The organism is Paraburkholderia acidipaludis NBRC 101816 (genome assembly GCF_000684975.1).
Lineage (GTDB): Bacteria > Pseudomonadota > Gammaproteobacteria > Burkholderiales > Burkholderiaceae > Paraburkholderia > Paraburkholderia acidipaludis.
The window spans coordinates 35,499-54,074 of record NZ_BAXZ01000004.1 but is presented as its reverse complement, the minus strand read 5'-3'; the positions used below and the strand labels follow the sequence as shown (position 1 = coordinate 54,074).

Below are 18,576 nucleotides of genomic sequence, written 5' to 3'. Positions count from 1 at the left end.
GCGACATCATACGGGCATCGCGGGAGGGCGGCGCAGGACCGCCAGCCGGCAGGACGGCAAGACGGTGTTTCAGACGGGCGCGTCGAGCGCGGGAAGCGACATTCTCAGCGTCGTGCCCTTGCCGGGTTCGCTCTCCACACCGATCTCGCCGCCGTGACGCGTCACGACCGTCTTCACGAACGCCATGCCGAGCCCGGCCCCGCTCACCTCGGGCCGCTGCTCCGCATGAAAGCGCTGGAAAGGCTCGAAAAGCCGCGCCTGGTCTTCGAGCGAAATGCCGTAGCCTTCGTCGCGAATCGAGCAGATCACGCGCGCCGCCTGCGGCGCCGCGCTGGCCGCCGTGCCTGAGATAGTACAGACAATTCGCGTATCGGGTGGGCTGTACTTGACGGCGTTGTTCAGGAGATTCACCAGCGCCCGCGTGATCAGCGAGCGATCGGCGCTGATCCAGCCCATCTGATCGTCCTCGAACACGGTCTCGATCTGGATGCGCTTCGCGTGCGCCTGCGGCCAGACTTCGTCGCTCGCGTCGATCAGGAGGTCGGCGAGACTCGCCGGCTCGAGCACGTACACCTGCGACTCCGCGCGCGCGAGCTGCACGAAGTCGTCCGCGAGCGTGAGCGCGCGCCGCGCATAGCGTTCGATGCGGTCCATCACTTCGCCCACCGGGCCCGCGCTCAGCGTGCCGCGCTCGCGCTCCGTCTCCACCAGCGCGACGATCGACGCCTGGGGCGAGCGCATGTCGTGCGAAAGCAGCCTCAGTGCGTCTTCGCGCTGGCGCTCGGCATCGTGCAGCGCGGTGACGTCGACGAGGCCCGCGATCCAGCCCACCGCCTGGCCCTGAGCGTTGGTGCAGCGCGCATAGCGCAGCAGGTAGTCGCTGCCGTCGCCCGCGCGAACTTCCACGCCGCGCTCCATGAGTTCGGCGAATTCGCCGCGCGCCGGATCGAGCGGCGCGGGCCAGTGTGCATGCGCGAACGCCATCGCCTCGGGGCTGGGGTCGATCGGCTTGACGAGCGTGAAGCCGCCGAACACGGCGGCCATCGGCCGGCCTTCCGCCGCGCCAATGCCGAGCCGGTCGAACGACTCGCGCGCCGCATGGTTGGCGATCAGCACGGAGCCGCGCAGATCGGCGACGAGAATCGGCTCCGGCACGGAATCGAGGCTGTCCCACACGAAGCGGCGCATGTCCTGGAGCCGCTGCGCGGCCTGGGCCATCAGCGCCATCTGCTGCTCGAGCGCATCGCCCCCGAATTCGCGGCGGGTGCTGGGCGCTTCGGGCAGCAGATACGGCTCGTCGGCAAGCTGGCGCAGCTCCTTGCGCAGGTACGCCATCGTCATCTCGAGACGGCGCCAGCTCCACATCGGATAGACCACGAGCAGCACGACGATCGAGGGCACCGGGCTCAGCCAGATGCGCGCCCCGTAGAGCAGCGCCGCGCTCGCGCCGAACGACGCCGCGCCCAGCAGCGCCGCAAGCAGGAGCGCGATCCGCGGCGAGACCACGAGAAATCCCGCCAGCAGCAGGGCAAGCGGAACAAGCGTGGCGAGCGCGACCCAGAAGGTCGAGGCGGGCTCGATGGCGGTGCCCGAAAGCAGGGTGTCGAGGACGCTCGCGTGAATGTAGACGCCCGGCAGCGGGCCCAGCGTACCCGAGAGCGGCGTCGCGAACCGGTCGAAGAGGCCCGAAGCCGTGACGCCGACCACCACCACCCGCCCGCGCAGCACGTCGGGCGGCACGCGGCCTTGCAGCACGTCGTCGAACGACACCCTGCGATACGTCTGCGCGGTCGTGCTGAACGGGATCAGAAAGCGCGCCTCGCTGTCGGGGCCGTCCGCGAGCGTCAGATCGGCGCCGTGCATGGCGCGCGGCACGCCGTCCGCCAGCGCGACCTTGCCGGCGCGCACCGCGCGCCAGAGCGGCACCATGAGCTGCGGCCAGCGCTGATGCGCGTCGCCCTCGAAGAGCGCGACGCTGCGCACGATGCCGTCGCTGTCCACCTCGAGATTGATATGCCCGAGCCCCGCGGCCGCCTTCGCGAGCGGCGCGACGGGCAGCACGGCCTGACGGTTGCCGGCTTCGTCGGCCGGCGACAGCAGGATCGGCAGATAGACCGGACGCGCGGCGAGCGCCTCGGCGAGGCGCGCGTCGTCAGGCGAAGGCTCGGTGAAGAGCACGTCGTAGACCACGGCGGCCGCGCCTGCCTTCGCGAGCTGGTCGACGAGCCGCGCGTGAACGCTGCGCGGCCAGGGCCAGCGCCCCAGCGCCGTGACGCTCGCATTGTCGATCTCGACGATGACGATGTCGGGCGACACGGGGTGCGAGCGCGCGGTGAGAAAGTGGTCGTAGACGAGATGGTCGGCGCCCGAAGTCCAGTGCCATACGACGCTCAGCAGCACGATGGCGATGCCTGCGCAGCTCACGCCCACCCACTCGAAGCGGAAGCGGCGCCCGACCGAGCGGCCAAGGCGCTGACGCGGCTTGACGCTCATGACGGGCCTCGTCACCAGTCGAGCCGGAACGACTGAACGGGGCTGGCCTTCTGGTAGTAACGGCCGTTGTCGAACTGCTCGGCGATCACGGTCCAGTAGTACACGCCCTTGGGTAGATCGCTCACCACGACTTCTCCGCCCGAGAGATCCGTGCGGTCGACGAGCGGCACGTGCAGGTCCGGCGCGGCCGCGAGGATGAAGCGGAAATGCAGGTTCGCCGCGCTCTGGTCGACGAACCAGCGGAACGCATAGTTGTGCGTGCCGTCGACCCGCCCCGCCGACGTGCCGAGCGCAACGCGCCGGCGCTCGAATGCATAGGTGCTCGGCATGCCTTCGAGGCCGCTCTGGTCGATGGCTATGACGCGGACGAAGTAAGTGCCGTCCGCCAGCGCGCCGACGTCCGCATGAGGCGAATCGAAACGCTCGTCGTGGATCATCTCGAGCAGCCCGGCGTCGCGCCCGATCTGCAAGCGATAGCCGCGCGCGCCGTCGACCGGCACAACGTCGAAAGCGACGTTCGCGTCGTCCTGCACCTTCGACGGATTCGCGATAGTGGGCGCGTCGAGCAGTGCCACCGGGCCGCCAACCGCGCCGCCCGCCGTCGTCAGACTGCCGTGGCGGGCCGTGACGAGCTGCGTGGAAGCGGCGAGCGGCATGCCCGCAGCGGGCGCGCCCGCCCCGCCGTGCGCCGCGTCGACGCCCACCGCGCCGTCCAGCACCTCGACCGCCGTCGACGCGTTGCCGCCGTCGTAACTTACGCGAAAACTCGTGCCGCGCACCCCGGCGACCACGGAAGGCGAACGGATCTGGAAGCGGTCGTCCTTGCGCGTAGCATGCGTGACTTCACTGTCGACCTCGCCGTGCTGCAGGTTGACGATGCGGTCGGTCGTGCCGGTCAGCGCCGTCTGGCGCAGCGTGCCGAGTTCGAGCGAGGTGTCGGGGGGAATGATCAGGTGGGTGCCGTCGGACAGTTCGAGCGTAGCGAATCCGTCCTTGCCGGTCTGCAGGCGGTCGCCTTCGACGAGGCTCGACCCCACGACCAGCGGCAGCGACGGCTCGTTGCGGAACGCGTGCGTAGCGGGCCCGCTCGTGGCGATCACCTTCGCGCTCAGGCCGTCCTCGCGCAGCAGCGCAACCGGCACGCGCAGCGCGGTGCCGGGCTGCAGGTGGCGTGGCGCGCTCACATGGTTCAGACGGGCGAGCTGCACCCAGTCGGAAGGGTCGCGCAAATAGCGCGTGGCCACGTTGTACAGCGAGTCGCCGGCGCGCGTGACGTAGGTGATCGTGGCGGGGGCGCCGACATGCGCGCGCGCTTCGTGTACTCCGTGTGCTTCGACCGGTGACGCCGCCAGCCATGCTCCGCAGACCAGCGCGCAAGCCGCGCCCATGTCATGGAGCGCAAGGGTACGGGTGGCCGGCGCCGCTGGCAGCGAACGCGCGGCTCGCCGGGCTCCGGCGGGCCGCATCGAACGGGCCGTGCTCACGCGGCGTCCCCTTCGATCCGCTCGAGTCGATAGCCGTAGCCGTAGATCGGTGTCAGCCGGTAGCCGTTCTCGGGGCGCAGGCCCAGCTTCGAGCGCAGCATCGAGACGTGCGTGTCCATTGTCCGGGACGGGATGTCGTCGGACTGCTTCCAGATAACGTCGAGGATGTGCGCGCGGGAAAGCGGACGGCTCAGATGCTGGAACAGCAGGAGCGCAAGATCGAATTCCTTGTGCGTGAGCGCGACCTGCCTGCCGCCCACCGACACCTGGCGCGACTTCAGATCGAATTCGTAGTTGCCGAAGGTTTCCTTGATCGCGGGCGCATGCAGCTGGTACGCGCGGCGCAGCAGCGAACCCACGCGCGCGAGCAGCACCGGTGCGGAAACGGGCTTGACCACGTAATCGTCGGCGCCGTTGTTGAGCATCTGCGCAATATCGGTCTCGCGGCTGCGGCTCGTCATGAACAGCACGGGCAGGCGGTTCGACAAGCTCTGCCGCACCCAGTGCAAGACTTCGTCGCCCGCCATGTCCGGCACGTTCCAGTCGAGCACGAGCAGATCGAACGTCTCCCGCCGCAACTGCCGAACGAGCTCGCCGCCCTTGGCAAACGCGTGGCAGGCATGGCCTGCCGCCGTCAAGGTCTGACAAACAAAATCGGTTTGAGCTGGATCGTCGTCCAGTACCGCAATTCTCATCATGCCCCGCACCCAGGATCGTTATTCATCTTTTCGGGACGGACTCGCCTGCCGGTCGCGCGACCTTCGCGCCGGTCCGGCCGCCGGCCGCACAAGCGCGCCCGGTGGCCTCGTGTCGCCAGACGTCCATCCTTACACTCCCTGCGCGCCCGCCATGGCCGGCGCGCCCCATCCGCTACTCTCGCTTCATCTTGAATCAAATGGGAGAGTGAAACGGCGGTCGCTGTCTGGAATCGGATTTCGCTCATAGTAGTCGAAAACGCCCAAGCCCGATTTAACGAGTCGCGCGAACCCGGCGAGACTCCCGCGCCTATCCTTGCCGCCCGTCCTCGCACGCCGCGATGTCCGCGGGAATGCCAAGCGGCGCGGCGTCCTGCTCTGCCTCGTCCTCTGCCTCTGGCCGTGCGGACAACAATGCCGTGAGCTGCTTGCGCACATGCTCCCATGCGGCGTGCGCGTAGTCGGGCTGAACCGCGGCGCGCGACTGCGCCAGGACGAAAACGCGCAATACGGTCGCCGGGCATTGGCTCAGTCGCTCCGAGCGTCCGAACGGCGACTGGCGCAATGCCTCGGCAAGCCAGGGCATGTCGGCCTCGCAGGCGTCCGCGTAAGCCTCCATGGCCGAGCGCGCATGGCGGTCGCGGACCAGATCCAGCTCGACGCGCCCAAAGGCGCGCCCGTCGCCCTCGACCCGTGAAGCAGGCGGAAACCGAAGCCTGCCAAATCGAAAAAACATGCGTCCTCGCTCGCTGGTCCGTGCCGACCCCGCGGCGGCGCCCCTGTGGGACAGCCTCGCGTGTCTGCCAAATGCAAATGGAATGGGGCAGCCATCATGCCGCCCCCGTTTCCTGCCTTATCGTGTATCGGTGCCGAGCGCCCCGCCATCCGGACGCGAGAGATGAAAAACGAGTGACGATGGCCTTCGTTGCGAACTGCGCGGCCCCCCGGTTTATTCCCCGGGCATTGGTCCGCCGACACAGTTACCGCCGCACCGGCCGCGACCCGCAAGCGACATCACCGCCCGATGACTGCCTGCCTGTCGCCGCCGCCCTCAAGGCACAGCTGACAACCGCAGCCATCGCCACTCCACCTCAAATCGCTGGCCTCCCAGCGTTATCCGGCGAACTCGGGTTCGCTCTGACTTCCTCCGCGCCGGCATGCGTACGGCCGTGTACCCGGCCGCGCCAGCCCCCGTAGCAAAATCGTTTGTCGGCGGGAATACGTGCTTTCACCGCGACGACCCATTGTCGCCGGAAGTGACAGAAAGTACTGTCAGGGATTGTTAAATCTGACGGCGAATAGCAAAGCCGGCTGCCGGGCAGACCCCGCGTCCCGCATCGACTCCGCTTAACTCCGTGTTCTCCCCACCTCCCGATCACACGAACAAGCAAGACGAGCTCACCGATGTTTCGAACGACACACGCTCATCAAATTGATTAGCATTCCATATTAATCGGCGTAAACGGCGCGGCGGGACCCGAAACGCGAGTCCCGCCTGGAAGAGCGTGAAGGATGCGGTCAGTTCTGCTGCCGCGATTCGCCGTGGCCGCCTTCCTCGTGACCGGAGGGGTGAGCGGGCTCCGGATGCGCATTGCCGGGCGCGGGCCCAGGCGCATGCATGGCGCCGGCGGGCGGCGGCCCGGGGGGCCGACCATAACCCTGCTGCGGCGGGCCGCCCGGGCGGGCGCCATATTGCGGTTGCGGCGCGGGTGGCCGGGCAGCCGCCGGTGGCGGCGCGGCCGGGCGCGGAACCTCCTGCGGAGCCGCCGCGGGGGGCCGCGCCATGTTGCCCTGCTCGGGCGGTCCATGCGGCGCGCCAGGCGGCGGTCCGTGCGGCGCACCACCGGGAGGCGGTCCACCCGGGCCGGCCGGAGCGCGGTATGCGCCCTCCGGCGGTCCATGCGGCGCGCCGGGGGGCGAGTGGTATACGCCGGCGCCAGGTCCGCCGTGCATGGGCGGCGGCGGACCTGGCGGCCGCCCGCCATAGCCCGGCGGCGGCACGTGTGCCCAGTGGTCACGCTCGCCATACCACGGACGGTCGCGATAGAAGCTGCCCCAGTACGCGCCGATGGCGAAGGTCACGACGGGCAGCCCGATCGCCGCGCCATAGCCTTCGACGGGAACATAGCCGCCCTGATACGGATAGGTGAGATATTGCGCATAGATCCAGCCGCGCAGGCCGGGCAGCACGATGTCACACCACGAGTAGTCGCTCACGCAGCCCATGACCTGAACGGCCACGCCCTGGTCGACTTCGCTCACCACGGGGTAATCGCCGGAAGGTCCGGCGTAAAGGTCGACCGGTTGGCTCGTCCAGGCCTGCGCCTGGGCAAAAGCGCCGGGGGCAGCCAGCCCCAGACAGGCTGACGCCGCCGCGAGCGCCCACACCGGCACCCGCATCGTCTGCCGCTTACGCATCTTTCTCTCCCTTGCCTTGTCCAGCTTCGATACCGGCCAGGCAAGCAGATTGCGTACCTGGCTTATTCGTTCTCTTCGAAATAATGTCCGAACTTCACCTGCTTCGTGCGGATATAGCGTTCGTTCTCTTCCCGCATCGGAATGGCAAGCGCTACGCGTTCGAGCACCGGAATGCCGTGCTTCGAAAGCGTGTCGAACTTCTTGGGATTATTGCTCATGAGGCGCACCGACGACACGTTCAGGAGCCGCAAGATTGCCGCAGCCGAGTCGTATTCGCGCGCGTCGTCGGGCAGACCAAGGTCGAGGTTGGCCTCGACGGTGTCGCGGCCCTGCTCCTGCAGCGCGTATGCGCGAATCTTGTTCGACAGGCCAATGCCGCGGCCTTCGTGACCGCGCAGGTAGAGCAGCACGCCGCGGCCTTCGGCCGCGATGTAGCGCAAGGCCTGATCGAGCTGCTCGCCGCAGTCGCAACGGTAGGAGCCGAGCACGTCGCCGGTCAGGCATTCGGAGTGCAACCGCGTCAGCACGGGCTCGCCGCTCCCCACGTCGCCCATGACGAGCGCGAGGTGCTCCGCACCGCCGTCCCTTACCCGATAGACGTAGGACGTGAACGTGCCGTAACGGGTCGGCAGCGAAGCGGTGGCGTCGAGCACGACGCACTCGTTGGCGTTGTCGCCGTCCGCGCAGGACGACTCAGGAAGCGTAGGCATGATCTGGAGCAGAAGACTGGCAAATACCGGTTCGCGACCGGGTTGAAGTTAGGAATCGGAGTTTACCGCCATTTGGCATCCCTCGCCGTCCGGCGCCTGCGGGACGGCCAGACGGACAGTCGCTCGACGGGCGTTGCCCCGCGCGCATATCCAGACGCCGCGACACGACCCATCCGCCTATACTGAAAGGGTTTTCCGATGGCACGGCCGGCACACGGCCCGTCGTGCTGCGCCGCGCAATGACTGAAAACCCACCGAAGGACGAATGGGAGTCGCCCTATGACAAGCGTTGCACAGGTACTCAAGTCGAAGCCGGAACAAGTGGTCTACACGATTGCCGCTTCGGATTCCGTCTATAACGCAATCCGCCTGATGGCGGAAAAAAGGATTGGGGCTCTGGTCGTCACGGACGACAACGCGATCGTCGGCATCGTTACCGAGCGCGACTATGCGCGCAAGATCGTGCTGATGGACCGCTCGTCGAAAACCACGGCGGTACGCGACATCATGACGCCGCACGTGCGCTTCGTGGAGCTGGCGCAAACCACCTACGACTGCATGGCGCTGATGACCGAGCGCCGCATGCGCCACCTGCCCGTGATCGAGGACGGCAAGCTGATCGGGATGGTGTCGATCGGCGACCTCGTCAAGGAAATCATCGCCGAGCAGCAGTTCACGATCTCGCAGCTGGAGCACTACATCACCGGCGGCCCCGGCAGCTGAACCGCCTCGCGGTGCCGCGTAAAGCGCCGCATGAAAAAAGCCCAATCCAGCCGGGTTGGGCTAAACCGCCTTGCGGCGGCGGAGGTTTCACGCATGAAAGCCAGGCGATACGACGCGTGTCGTCCGCGCGATATCGTCCTTCCGCTACAGTGTAGGCAAACAAGCGACCAGGGCAAATACCTGGTTCTCCAACACACCGTTTCGCACCCCACAACAATGCGGCGCCGGCCGGCGCCGCTTCAGCCCCCGGCGGCCAGCAGCTTGCGCGGCCCGCTGACGAACGGGCTGCCGAGTTCGAAGAAGCGCAGCGGCCGCTCGGTCTCGCGTGACAAGCCAATGCGCGTCGTCACGCCGATGGGCCGGCCGGGCTCCTCCACGCGACCGATCCAGAGGCCGTGCCCGCGGCACAGGTCCACGCCGTCGAAGGCCGCGCCCACGCCGAATGCCTGCGTCAGGCGCCCGGGCCCGCGCGCGAGGTCGCGAAAAGGCGCCCCCGGCCGGCGCGCCTCCATCTCCGCCAGCCCCTCCAGCGGCTCGACGGCACGAATCAGCACGCCCGCGCCGACGTCCGCCTTCTCGCTCGACATGTTGAGCATCCAGGCCGCGCCATAGGTGAGCCGCACGTAGGCATGGCCGCGCTCGAGAAACAGCGAGGCGTTCCAGCGCCGCCGGCCGATGAACGCGTGACCGGTCGAATCGCCCACCGGGTAGGCCTCCATTTCCACGATCCGCCCGCTGACGCGGCCCTGCGCGGAATCATGGACCAGGTATTTGCCGACCATGAAGCGCGCCAGTTCGACGGTGTCCACCGGCAGGTCCGCGCGCCGCAGCGCAACGATCGGCAGCCGCGGCAATGACGACGCAGCCGCGGGTGCTGCCGCTCGCGCGCGCGCCAATACCGGCGTGACACTGCCCGCGCCCGGCAGCCCCGCCCGCCCCGCTCCGCGCAATCCCGCCGACGTGGCGCGCGGCTTCAAGGCGACGCCTGCGTCTGCGCACGCAGTTTCGCTACCTCGGCCGTCCCCACCGCTCCCGCCTGGTTGTTCCAGCCCGCGCGGATGAAAGTCAGCACGTCCGCGATCTGGCGGTCGGTGAGGACATCGGCGTAGGCCGGCATCGGGTACGGCGCCGGAATGCCCTGGATCACGAGGTCGCCGGTGCCGTTCAGCGTCACGTTGATGAGCGACGACGCGTTCCGCTCGAGCACGTTCGGATTGCCCGCGAGCGGCGCGAGCATCGGCGCGAAGCCGCGCCCGTCGGTGCCGTGGCAATGCATGCAGTACGCCGCGTAGACACGCGCGCCCGCGTCGTTCGCCGGCCGCGTGAGCGAGACCTTCGTCGCCTGCCCGTCGTACGCGTACTGCGGCCCACCGTTGCCGCCCGCCGCCGGCAGCGACTTCAGGTAGGCCGAGATCGCGTTGACGTCCGCGTCGTCCAGCGCCTGGGTGCTGTTGTTGATCACGCTCGTCATCGCGCCGAACGCCGACGCGTGCTGGTTCGCCCCCGTCTTCAGGAACTGCGCGAGATCCGCTTCGCTCCAGCGCCCGAGGCCCGTGTTGTGCTCGCTCGTGAGGTTCGAGGCGAACCAGCCGTCGAGCAGCGCGCCCGTGAGATACGCGCTGCCGCTTTCGTCGAGCGCCTTCTCGTTGAACGCGACGCTGCGCGGCGTATGGCAGGAGCCGCAATGGCCGAGGCCCTGCACGAGGTAAGCGCCGCGGTTCCATGCGACGTCCTTCCCCGGCTTGTCCTGATACATGCCCTTGTCGAGAAAGAACGCATTCCAGATCTTCAGCGGCCAGCGCATGTTCATGGGCCATGGGATATCCGCTTCGCGGTTGGCCTGCTTCACCGGCTGCACGCCGTGCATGAAGTACGCGTACAGCGCGGCGACGTCCTCGTCGCGCACCTTCGCATAAGACGGATAGGGCATGGCCGGATAAAGGTTGTGGCCGTCCTTCGCCACGCCTTCGCGCAATGCGCGCGCGAAGTCCTCTTCCGTGTAGCCGCCAATGCCCGTCTCGGGGTCGGGCGTGATGTTGGTCGTGTAGATGGGGCCCAGCGGCGTGCTCATCGGCAAGCCGCCCGCGAACGGCTTGCCGTGCGGCGCCGTATGGCACGCCGCGCAGTCGCCCGCCGCCGCGAGATAGGCGCCGCGTTGAACCCTGTCGGCGTCGGTTGCCGCGGCAAAAGCCGCGTGCGAGGGCGTGAGCGCGAGCGCCGCGAATGCCAGCGCTGCGCCGAATGCGTTGTTCATTTTCATGGTGACTCGCCTCCCTCAGGCCGACTGCGCGTTCTGCAGTTGACGCCCCACGGGCAACTGCCGCAGGCGCTTGCCCGTGGCCGCGTAGATCGCATTCGTCACGGCCGGCGCGAGCGCGGCCGTGCCCGGCTCGCCGATGCCGCCCGGCGCTTCCGTGCTCTTCACGATGCGCACCTCGATCTTCGGCGACTGGTCGATGCGCAGCATCCGGTAGTCGGTGAAGTTCGTCTGCGCGACGCGGCCCCGGTCGATCGTGATCTCGCTGTACAGCGCCGCCGTGATACCGAAGACGATGCCGCCTTCGATCTGCGCCTCGATCGTCTCCGGGTTGACGGCCATACCGCAGTCCACGGCGCAGACCACGCGGTTCACGCGCACCTCGCCGTCGTCCACGCTCACTTCGGCGACCATGCAGAGGAAACTGCCGAAGGCGTGCATCACCGATACGCCGCGCCCCTGCCCCTTGGGCAGCGGCGCCCCCCAGTTCGCGGCTCGCGTGGCGACGTCGAGCACGTTCAGCGCGCGCGGCGTTTTGTCGAGCAGCGCGCGCCGGTAAGCAACGGGGTCGGCCTTCGCGGCCACGGCCAGTTCGTCGACGAAGCTCTCCACGACGAAGGTGCCGCGCGTCGGCCCCACGCCGCGCCAGAACGCGGTGGGAACGGCGTGCGGCTCCACGCGCACGTATTCGATCAGTTGGTTGGGCAGGTCATAAGGCAGGTCGACGGCCACTTCGACGGCATCGGGATCGATGCCGTTGTGGAATGCAGGCGGCGCGAAGCGCGCGAGGATCGACGAGCCCGCAATGCGATGCTGCCAGGCCACGGGCCGGCCGGTGGCGTCGAGGCCGGCCGAAAGGCGGTCGTAGTAGTACGGCCGGTACATGTCGTGCTGGATGTCCTCCTCGCGCGTATAGAACACCTTGACCGGCGCGTTGACCGCCTTGCCGATCTTGAGCGCCTGGGTGATCGCGTCGACTTCGAGCCGCCGCCCGAAGCCGCCGCCGAGCAGATGGTTGTGCAGCGTGACCTGCTCGGGCTTGAGTCCCGTCACGGCCACGGCCGCATCGACGGCGCGCGTGGGCACCTGGGTGCCCACCCACATATCGCAGCCGTCGGGCCGCACGGACACCGTGCAGTTGATCGGTTCCATCGTGGCGTGCGCGAGGAAAGGCTGCTGATAGACGGCATCGACGCGCGTCTTCGCATTGCCGAACGCCTGCTGCACGTCGCCGTCCTTGCGCGCGACGGCGCCGCCTTGCTCCGATGCCGCGGCAAGATCGGCAACGATCTGCTGCATCGAGAGCGCCGCGCCCGGCCCCTCGTTCCACTGCACCACGAGCGCCGCCGCGCCGCGCTTCGCGGCCCACGTATGCGCGCCGACCACGGCCACGGCATTGTCGATCTTCACGATGCCGGTGACACCGGGAATCTGTTTCGCATGCGTGTCGTCCACGCTCGCGAGCGTGCCGCCGAACACCGGGCAGTTCACGATGGCGGCGTAGACCATGCCGGGCAGGCGCACGTCGAGGCCGAAGAGCGCCGAGCCGTCCACCTTCTCCGGCGAGTCGAGGCGCTTCGTCGGCTTGCCGATCAGCGTGAAGTCCTTGGGGTCCTTGAGCGCCACCTTGGGCGGCACGGGCAGCTTCGCCGCCGTGTCCGCGAGCTGGCCGTAGGCGAGCCGGCGGCCGCTGGCGTCGTGCACCACCTCGCCCGCCCGCGCGGAGCAGGTGGCGGGATGCACCTGCCATTGCTGCGCCGCCGCCTGGATCAGCGCGGTACGCGCGGCTGCGCCGGCCTCGCGCATGGGCTGCCATGCATAGCGGATCGAGGTCGAGCCGCCCGTCAACTGCCCGCCCAGCAGCGGGTCCGTGAAGAGCTTCGCGTTGGGCGGCGCGTGATCGATCGTCACGCTGTCGAGCGGCACTTCCAGCTCCTCCGCAATCAGCATGGGAATCGACGTGTAGACGCCCTGCCCCATCTCCACCTTCGGAATGATCAGCGTGACCTTGCCGGTGCGGTCGATCTGGATGAAGGCATTCGGTTCGAATACGCCGTCCTGCGGCGCCTCGTTGCCGTCGCCGCCGATGACGGACGCGCGCGCCGGCGCATCGCCTTGTGCGAGCGTCGAGACGCTGAAGCCGAGCAGCAGACCGCCGCCCGCCGCCGCGCCGAGCTTCAGGAACGCGCGGCGCGACACGCCGGCGTAACCAGCAGGGTGCAGCGCACCGTTTTGTGCATCGAGGAGGCCCCGTGACATCTCAGGCCTCCTTCGCGGCTTGCTTGACGGCCGCGCGAATCCGGTTATAGGTCCCGCAGCGGCAGATGTTGCCGGCCATGGCCGCGTCGATGTCGGCATCGCTCGGGTTCGGGTTCGAGGCGATCAGCGCCGCCGCCGACATCACCTGCCCCGACTGGCAGTAGCCGCACTGCACCACGTCGAGATCGCGCCACGCCTTCTGCACTTTCTGGCCCGCGGGCGTGGCGCCTACCGCCTCGATGGTCGTGATCTTGCGGCCGGCCACGGCCGCGACGGGCAGCACGCACGAGCGCGTGGCCTCGCCCTCCAGATGCACCGTGCAGGCGCCGCATTGCGCAATGCCGCAGCCGAACTTCGTGCCGGTCAGGCCGACGATGTCGCGCAGCACCCAAAGGAGCGGCATGTCGGGTGGAGCGTCGACGTCATGGGTCTGGCCGTTGATCGTGAGCGTAGTCATGGGCTCTCCGGTGATGGGGATTTGTCGTTATGGATCGAGCAATCGAAGGGCTGACGCGCCGGCTGTTTCGCTTCGAAAAGCCAATGCGCATGGCCCTGCCAGCGCGACCTGCCGAGAACCGGTTGAGTGTAGCGCCGCAGTTAAACGCGTGCAGAAAGCCGGCCGCCCGGGTGTCCGGGTTCCCGCGCGGTTGCGGGCCCCGCTTGCGACCCACGGAGAGGCGGGCCTTGCGCTACCATCGTCCGCAGAACCCCACGACCCGCCGCGCTGCGCGCGCGGCACCGAAGGAGCCGCAAGATGAACGAGCAACGCGCAAGGCAGTTTCTCAACGAGGTCCGCAAGCCGCTCCTCACGCTGCACAAGGCCATCCTCGACCACGAGCGCGCCGAATACGAACGCGAGTTCGGCCCCGTCACGCCCGCGGCGTTCCTCCAGGTGCTGATCAACGGCACGGGCTTCCGCTGGCTCATGCCGCTTTCGAGCGTCATCACGAACATCGACGAATCGCTGGACGCGAAAGACGCGACCGACGACGACCGGATCGGCGCCGCGCAGGCGGTCTGCTCACTGTTTTCGGGGGAAGAATCGAAGGAGTTTTTCGAGCGCTATCAGGCGCTGCTGCAGGTGAGCCCGCATGTCGCGCAATTGCATGGGCAGGTCATGCCGCTCTTGCGCGGCGTGCAGGACGCCTGAGGCGCGCTTCGCTGTAGCGGCTCCTATGCCGTTCTCATCCGCCGCGCGCCGGGCGCCTGCGCGCAGCCGTAACCGTGACGGCAGCGCCGCCCGCCTCGCGCACGGCGGCCAGGCGCCGCCACAACGTCGTCTTGCTGATGCCCAGCATCTCGCACACGCGGTCGCGGTCGCCGCCGCAGGCTTCGAGCGCCGCGCGAATCTCTTCCGCCTCCAGGCTCAGGCTGCGCTCGCGTAGCGTCAGCGCGGCGCCACCCATCACGGCAGCGTCGGGCGCCACAGACGAGTCGAACACCTCCGGCGCAATCGAGCGCAGCACGTCCACCGGAATCGCTTCGACGTCCGTGTCGGCCAACTCCACCACGATGCGCTCCACCACGTTCTGCAACTCGCGCACGTTGCCGGGCCAGTCGTGACACGCGAGCGCTTCTGCGACCGGCGCAAGCGCCGCGAGTGCCGATTCCGCCGTCCGAATGCGCAGCGCCACGCGCGGCTCGCGGCGCGACGCCTGCAGCAGTAGCTCGGCGGCGAGCGGCACGACATCGGCCGCGCGCTCGCGCAAGGCCGGAATGGCGAGATTGAGAATGTTCAGCCGATAGTAAAGATCGGCGCGGAACTCGCCGGCCTCGATCTGCCCCGTGAGCGAGCGGTGCGTCGCCGCCACCACGCGCACGTCCACGCGCGTGGGCTCCGTCGCGCCGAGGCGAACGACTTCCCGCTCCTGCAGCACGCGCAACAGACGGCTCTGCAGCGGCAGCGGCATCTCGCCGATCTCGTCGAGAAAGAGCGTGCCGCGATGCGCGGCCTCGATCAGGCCGACCTTGCCGCCGCGCCGCGCGCCCGTGAAAGCGCCCTCCTCGTAGCCGAACAGTTCGCTCTCCAGCAGCGCCTCGGGAAACGCGCCGCAGTTGATCGCCACGAACGGAAAATCGCGCCGCGCGCTCTCGCGGTGAATGCCCTGCGCGACCATCTCCTTGCCGGTGCCGCTCTCGCCGCGGATCAGCACGGTGGCGTCCGATTTGGCGTAGCGCTTCGCGAGCTGGCGCACGCGCTCGATGCCCGGCGTCGCACCGCTCAGGTCGTCGAGCCGGTAGCGCGCCACGAACTGCTGGGTGCGCTGGCGCGTGCGCAGCGTGCGGTCGAGCCGCTCCACCGCGCGCGACTCCTGGAACGTGAGCACGGCGCCCGTCGTCACGCCGTTGTCGACGAGCGGCCCGCGATGCACGACGTAGCTCACGCCCCGCACGGTTTCGAGCGATTCGCCGTCGGCCTCGGGCAGCGCGAAGGCAATGTCCGGCGCCAGCTCGGCGAGCGGCCGGCCCGCCGCCAAGGCCGGATCCACGCCGAGCACGGCCGCGAGCCGCTGGTTGATCGCCTCCACGCGCCCTTCCGAGTCGAGCGCCACCACGCCGTCGCGCAGGTGCTGCAGCACGCTGTCCAGACGCTGGCGGCGCTGCGTCTCGCGCCAGGTGGCCAGCGCGACTTCGAGCGCATTGTCGAATGCCGCGCGCACCGAGGAATGCGAGTACACGAAGAACGGCACGAGGCCGAGCCGCGCGGCCAGATCGTTGACGAGGCCCGGCCCCACGACCGCGCCCACGCCGCGGTCGCGCAGGTCCAGCACGCAGGCCTCCGCGTCCTGCACGGTGCGGTACGACGCGAACACCACGTCGAGCCCCCAGGCGCTCGCGAAACGGCGCACCTCGGCGGGCGTCTCGCCATAGGTCACAAGCGCGACGACCTCGGTTTCGCGGCGCGCGCGGGCCAGCGCCTGCATCACGTCGAAGCCGGTGGGCTGCAGCAGCACGACCGGCACGTCGATACGCGCCTTCAGATAGCCGCCGTTCGAGCCCGCCGCGACGATCACGTCGGGACGCTGGTTCGGCCCCGCCGCCGCGATCTCGGCCACCGCCTCCTCGAAGCCGCGCGCGACCACGCGCAGGTCGGCGAGATCGTCGTATTCGCGGGCGATGTCGCGAAACAGGTCGCGCAGGCGGCTGATGCCCATGGCCCAGACGCGCGGGCGGAATTCGGAGGGAACGGGAAAGCGGTTCATGGCGCCGGTCGCTGCGGTAAGACGGGAAGTGACATTATCGCTCCGATTTCAAATCTGAAACCTCAATTTCAGAATCGCAATGCCCGCGGCGCGGACCGCCCGGCCAATCTGGCGGAAAATCAACGCGTTAGCCCCGTCGCCCCACCTTGGCACGGTATCTGCACTATCGAGGCGCGATTTCATCGGAGACATCCAGCATGACCAACCGAACCCCCACCAGCGCCGGAGCGAAATTCCGCGCGGCCGTCGCCGCAGAACAACCGCTTCAGGTCGTCGGCGCCATCACCGCCTACGCCGCCAAACTCGCCGAGCAGACCGGCTTCAAGGCCGTCTACCTCTCCGGCGGCGGCGTGGCCGCCAATTCGCTCGGCGTGCCCGACCTCGGCATCAGCACGATGGACGACGTGCTCATCGACGCCCGCCGCATCACCGACGCCGTCGAGATTCCGCTGATGGTCGACATCGACACCGGCTGGGGCGGCGCCTTCAACATCGCGCGCACCATCAAGTCGTTCATCAAGGCCGGCGTCGCGGCCGTGCACATGGAAGACCAGGTGGGCCAGAAGCGCTGCGGCCACCGCCCGAACAAGGAAGTGGTGCCGACCGACGAGATGGTGGACCGCGTGAAGGCCGCCGTGGACGCACGCACGGACGACCAGTTCGTGATCATGGCGCGCACGGACGCGGCCGCGGCGGAAGGCATCGATGCGGCGATCGAGCGCGCGGTGGCCTATGTCGAGGCCGGCGCCGACATGATTTTCCCTGAAGCCATGAAGACGCTCGACGACTATCGCCGCTTCAGAGCCGCGGTAAAGGTGCCGATCCTTGCGAACCTGACCGAGTTCGGCTCGACGCCGTTCTTCACGACGGAAGAACTGAAGAGCGCGAACGTGGACATCGCGCTCTACTGCTGCGGCGCGTATCGCGCGATGAATGCGGCGGCGCTGAACTTCTACGAGACCGTGAAGCGCGACGGCACGCAGAAGGCGGCCGTTTCGACCATGCAGACGCGCGAGGATCTCTACAAGTATCTCGGCTATCACGCGTACGAAGACAAGCTCGACGAATTGTTCGCCGCGAAGAAGTAACACGCTTCAGCGTATTCCCCACATCTGAAACATTCGAGACATCATCAAGAGGACGACACCATGAGCGAAGCAGATACCAAGGCACAGGGCGCAGGCGGCTTCAAGCCGAAGAAGTCGGTCGCGCTCTCGGGCGTGGCGGCGGGCAACACGGCGCTGTGCACCGTGGGCCGCACCGGCAACGACCTGCACTACCGCGGCTACGACATTCTCGACCTGGCCACCGCCTGCGAGTTCGAAGAAGTCGCTTACCTGCTCGTGCACGGCAAGCTGCCGAACGCGGCCGAACTCGTCGCCTACAAGACGAAGCTCAAGGGCCTGCGCGGCCTGCCCGCGAACGTGAAAGCGGCGCTGGAGTGGGTGCCCGCTTCGGCGCACCCGATGGACGTGATGCGCACGGGCGTTTCCGTGCTCGGCACCGTGCTGCCCGAAAAGGACGACCACAATCTGCCGGGCGCGCGCGACATCGCCGACCGCCTGATGGCCTCGCTCGGCTCCATGCTGCTGTACTGGTACCACTACTCGCACAACGGCAAGCGCATCGAAGTGGAAACCGACGACGATTCGATCGGCGGTCACTTCCTGCACCTGCTGCACGGCCGCGAGCCGTCGAAGTCGTGGGTCGATGCGATGCACGTCTCGCTGAACCTCTACGCCGAACACGAGTTCAACGCTTCGACGTTCACGGGCCGCGTGATCGCGGGCACGGGCTCGGACATGTACTCGGCCATCACGGGCGCGATCGGCGCGCTGCGCGGCCCGAAGCACGGCGGCGCGAACGAGGTGGCGTTCGAGATTCAGTCGCGCTATGAAAACCCGGACGACGCGGAAGCCGACATCCGCCGCCGCGTGGAAGCGAAGGAAGTCGTGATCGGTTTCGGCCACCCGGTCTACACGATCTCGGACCCGCGCAACAAGGTCATCAAGGAAGTGGCGCGCAAGCTCTCGAAGGAGCAGTCGAACCTGAAGCTCTTCAACATCGCCGAGCGCCTCGAATCGACGATGTGGGACATCAAGAAGATGTTCCCGAACCTCGACTGGTTCAGCGCCGTGTCGTACCACATGATGGGCGTGCCGACCGCGATGTTCACGCCGGTGTTCGTGATCGCGCGCACGGCCGGCTGGAGCGCGCACATCATCGAGCAGCGCATCGACAACAAGATCATTCGTCCGAGCGCGAATTACACCGGTCCGGAGAACCTGAAGTTCGTTCCGATCGGCAAGCGCTGATTTCCGCGAAGCGAATCCC

The 18,576-nt window shown here is 68.1% G+C and carries 15 protein-coding genes; 4 read left to right on the top strand and 11 right to left on the bottom strand.

All coding sequences use genetic code 11. The features are described 5' to 3' along the window. Window positions 1-69: 69 nt before the first annotated feature. From BAC01S_RS05420 to ribA, 6 genes are all read right to left on the bottom strand, one after another. On the bottom strand, window positions 70-2,493 hold the full coding sequence (locus BAC01S_RS05420; RefSeq protein ID WP_043201292.1) for a CHASE2 domain-containing protein: 2,424 nt from the start codon (window positions 2,491-2,493) through the stop codon (window positions 70-72). An 11-nt stretch (window positions 2,494-2,504) separates the two neighbouring features. Next, window positions 2,505-3,881 (bottom strand): FecR domain-containing protein, encoded by a 1,377-nt coding sequence (locus BAC01S_RS30385; protein WP_052408695.1) that lies wholly within the window; start codon window positions 3,879-3,881, stop codon window positions 2,505-2,507. A 92-nt stretch (window positions 3,882-3,973) separates the two neighbouring features. Continuing rightward, entirely contained in the window at window positions 3,974-4,672 is a 699-nt protein-coding gene (locus BAC01S_RS05410) for a response regulator transcription factor (protein WP_027793841.1), read from the bottom strand. A 310-nt stretch (window positions 4,673-4,982) separates the two neighbouring features. Further along, on the bottom strand, window positions 4,983-5,408 hold the full coding sequence (locus tag BAC01S_RS30380; RefSeq protein ID WP_043201289.1) for a hypothetical protein: 426 nt from the start codon (window positions 5,406-5,408) through the stop codon (window positions 4,983-4,985). Window positions 5,409-6,190: 782 nt separating this feature from the next. Further along, window positions 6,191-7,090: an SH3 domain-containing protein gene (locus tag BAC01S_RS05400; protein WP_052408694.1), complete on the bottom strand. Its 900-nt coding sequence runs from the start codon at window positions 7,088-7,090 to the stop codon at window positions 6,191-6,193. A gap of 62 nt (window positions 7,091-7,152) precedes the next feature. Next, entirely contained in the window at window positions 7,153-7,800 is a 648-nt protein-coding gene (ribA, locus tag BAC01S_RS05395) for a GTP cyclohydrolase II (protein ID WP_043201281.1), read from the bottom strand. A 279-nt stretch (window positions 7,801-8,079) separates the two neighbouring features. Between ribA and BAC01S_RS05390 the strand changes: the two genes are divergently transcribed. Next, window positions 8,080-8,523: a CBS domain-containing protein gene (locus BAC01S_RS05390; protein WP_027793838.1), complete on the top strand. Its 444-nt coding sequence runs from the start codon at window positions 8,080-8,082 to the stop codon at window positions 8,521-8,523. A 239-nt stretch (window positions 8,524-8,762) separates the two neighbouring features. On the opposite strand, the gene BAC01S_RS05385 is transcribed toward BAC01S_RS05390, so the two are convergent. From BAC01S_RS05385 to BAC01S_RS05370, 4 genes are all read right to left on the bottom strand, one after another. Beyond that, on the bottom strand, window positions 8,763-9,419 hold the full coding sequence (locus BAC01S_RS05385; RefSeq protein ID WP_245616523.1) for a DNA-3-methyladenine glycosylase: 657 nt from the start codon (window positions 9,417-9,419) through the stop codon (window positions 8,763-8,765). Between the two features lie 77 nt (window positions 9,420-9,496). Further along, complete coding sequence (locus BAC01S_RS05380) at window positions 9,497-10,783, bottom strand: cytochrome c (protein ID WP_027793836.1); 1,287 nt, start codon at window positions 10,781-10,783, stop codon at window positions 9,497-9,499. 15 nt (window positions 10,784-10,798) lie between these two features. Next, the gene (locus BAC01S_RS05375; protein WP_027793835.1) at window positions 10,799-13,039 is read right to left on the bottom strand and encodes a xanthine dehydrogenase family protein molybdopterin-binding subunit; all 2,241 of its coding nucleotides are present in this window, start codon (window positions 13,037-13,039) and stop codon (window positions 10,799-10,801) included. Window position 13,040: 1 nt separating this feature from the next. Continuing rightward, the gene (locus tag BAC01S_RS05370; RefSeq protein ID WP_027793834.1) at window positions 13,041-13,496 is read right to left on the bottom strand and encodes a (2Fe-2S)-binding protein; all 456 of its coding nucleotides are present in this window, start codon (window positions 13,494-13,496) and stop codon (window positions 13,041-13,043) included. 297 nt (window positions 13,497-13,793) lie between these two features. Between BAC01S_RS05370 and BAC01S_RS05365 the strand changes: the two genes are divergently transcribed. Then, window positions 13,794-14,189, top strand: coding sequence for a thioredoxin domain-containing protein (locus tag BAC01S_RS05365; protein WP_027793833.1), 396 nt, complete (start codon window positions 13,794-13,796; stop codon window positions 14,187-14,189). Between the two features lie 34 nt (window positions 14,190-14,223). Here BAC01S_RS05365 and prpR read toward each other — a convergent pair whose 3' ends face one another. Continuing rightward, complete coding sequence (gene prpR, locus BAC01S_RS30375) at window positions 14,224-16,242, bottom strand: propionate catabolism operon regulatory protein PrpR (protein WP_084168251.1); 2,019 nt, start codon at window positions 16,240-16,242, stop codon at window positions 14,224-14,226. A 197-nt stretch (window positions 16,243-16,439) separates the two neighbouring features. Between prpR and prpB the strand changes: the two genes are divergently transcribed. Then, entirely contained in the window at window positions 16,440-17,330 is an 891-nt protein-coding gene (gene prpB, locus BAC01S_RS05350; protein WP_027793832.1) for a methylisocitrate lyase, read from the top strand. A gap of 60 nt (window positions 17,331-17,390) precedes the next feature. Continuing rightward, complete coding sequence (gene prpC / locus BAC01S_RS05345; protein ID WP_027793831.1) at window positions 17,391-18,557, top strand: bifunctional 2-methylcitrate synthase/citrate synthase; 1,167 nt, start codon at window positions 17,391-17,393, stop codon at window positions 18,555-18,557. Window positions 18,558-18,576: the final 19 nt, after the last annotated feature.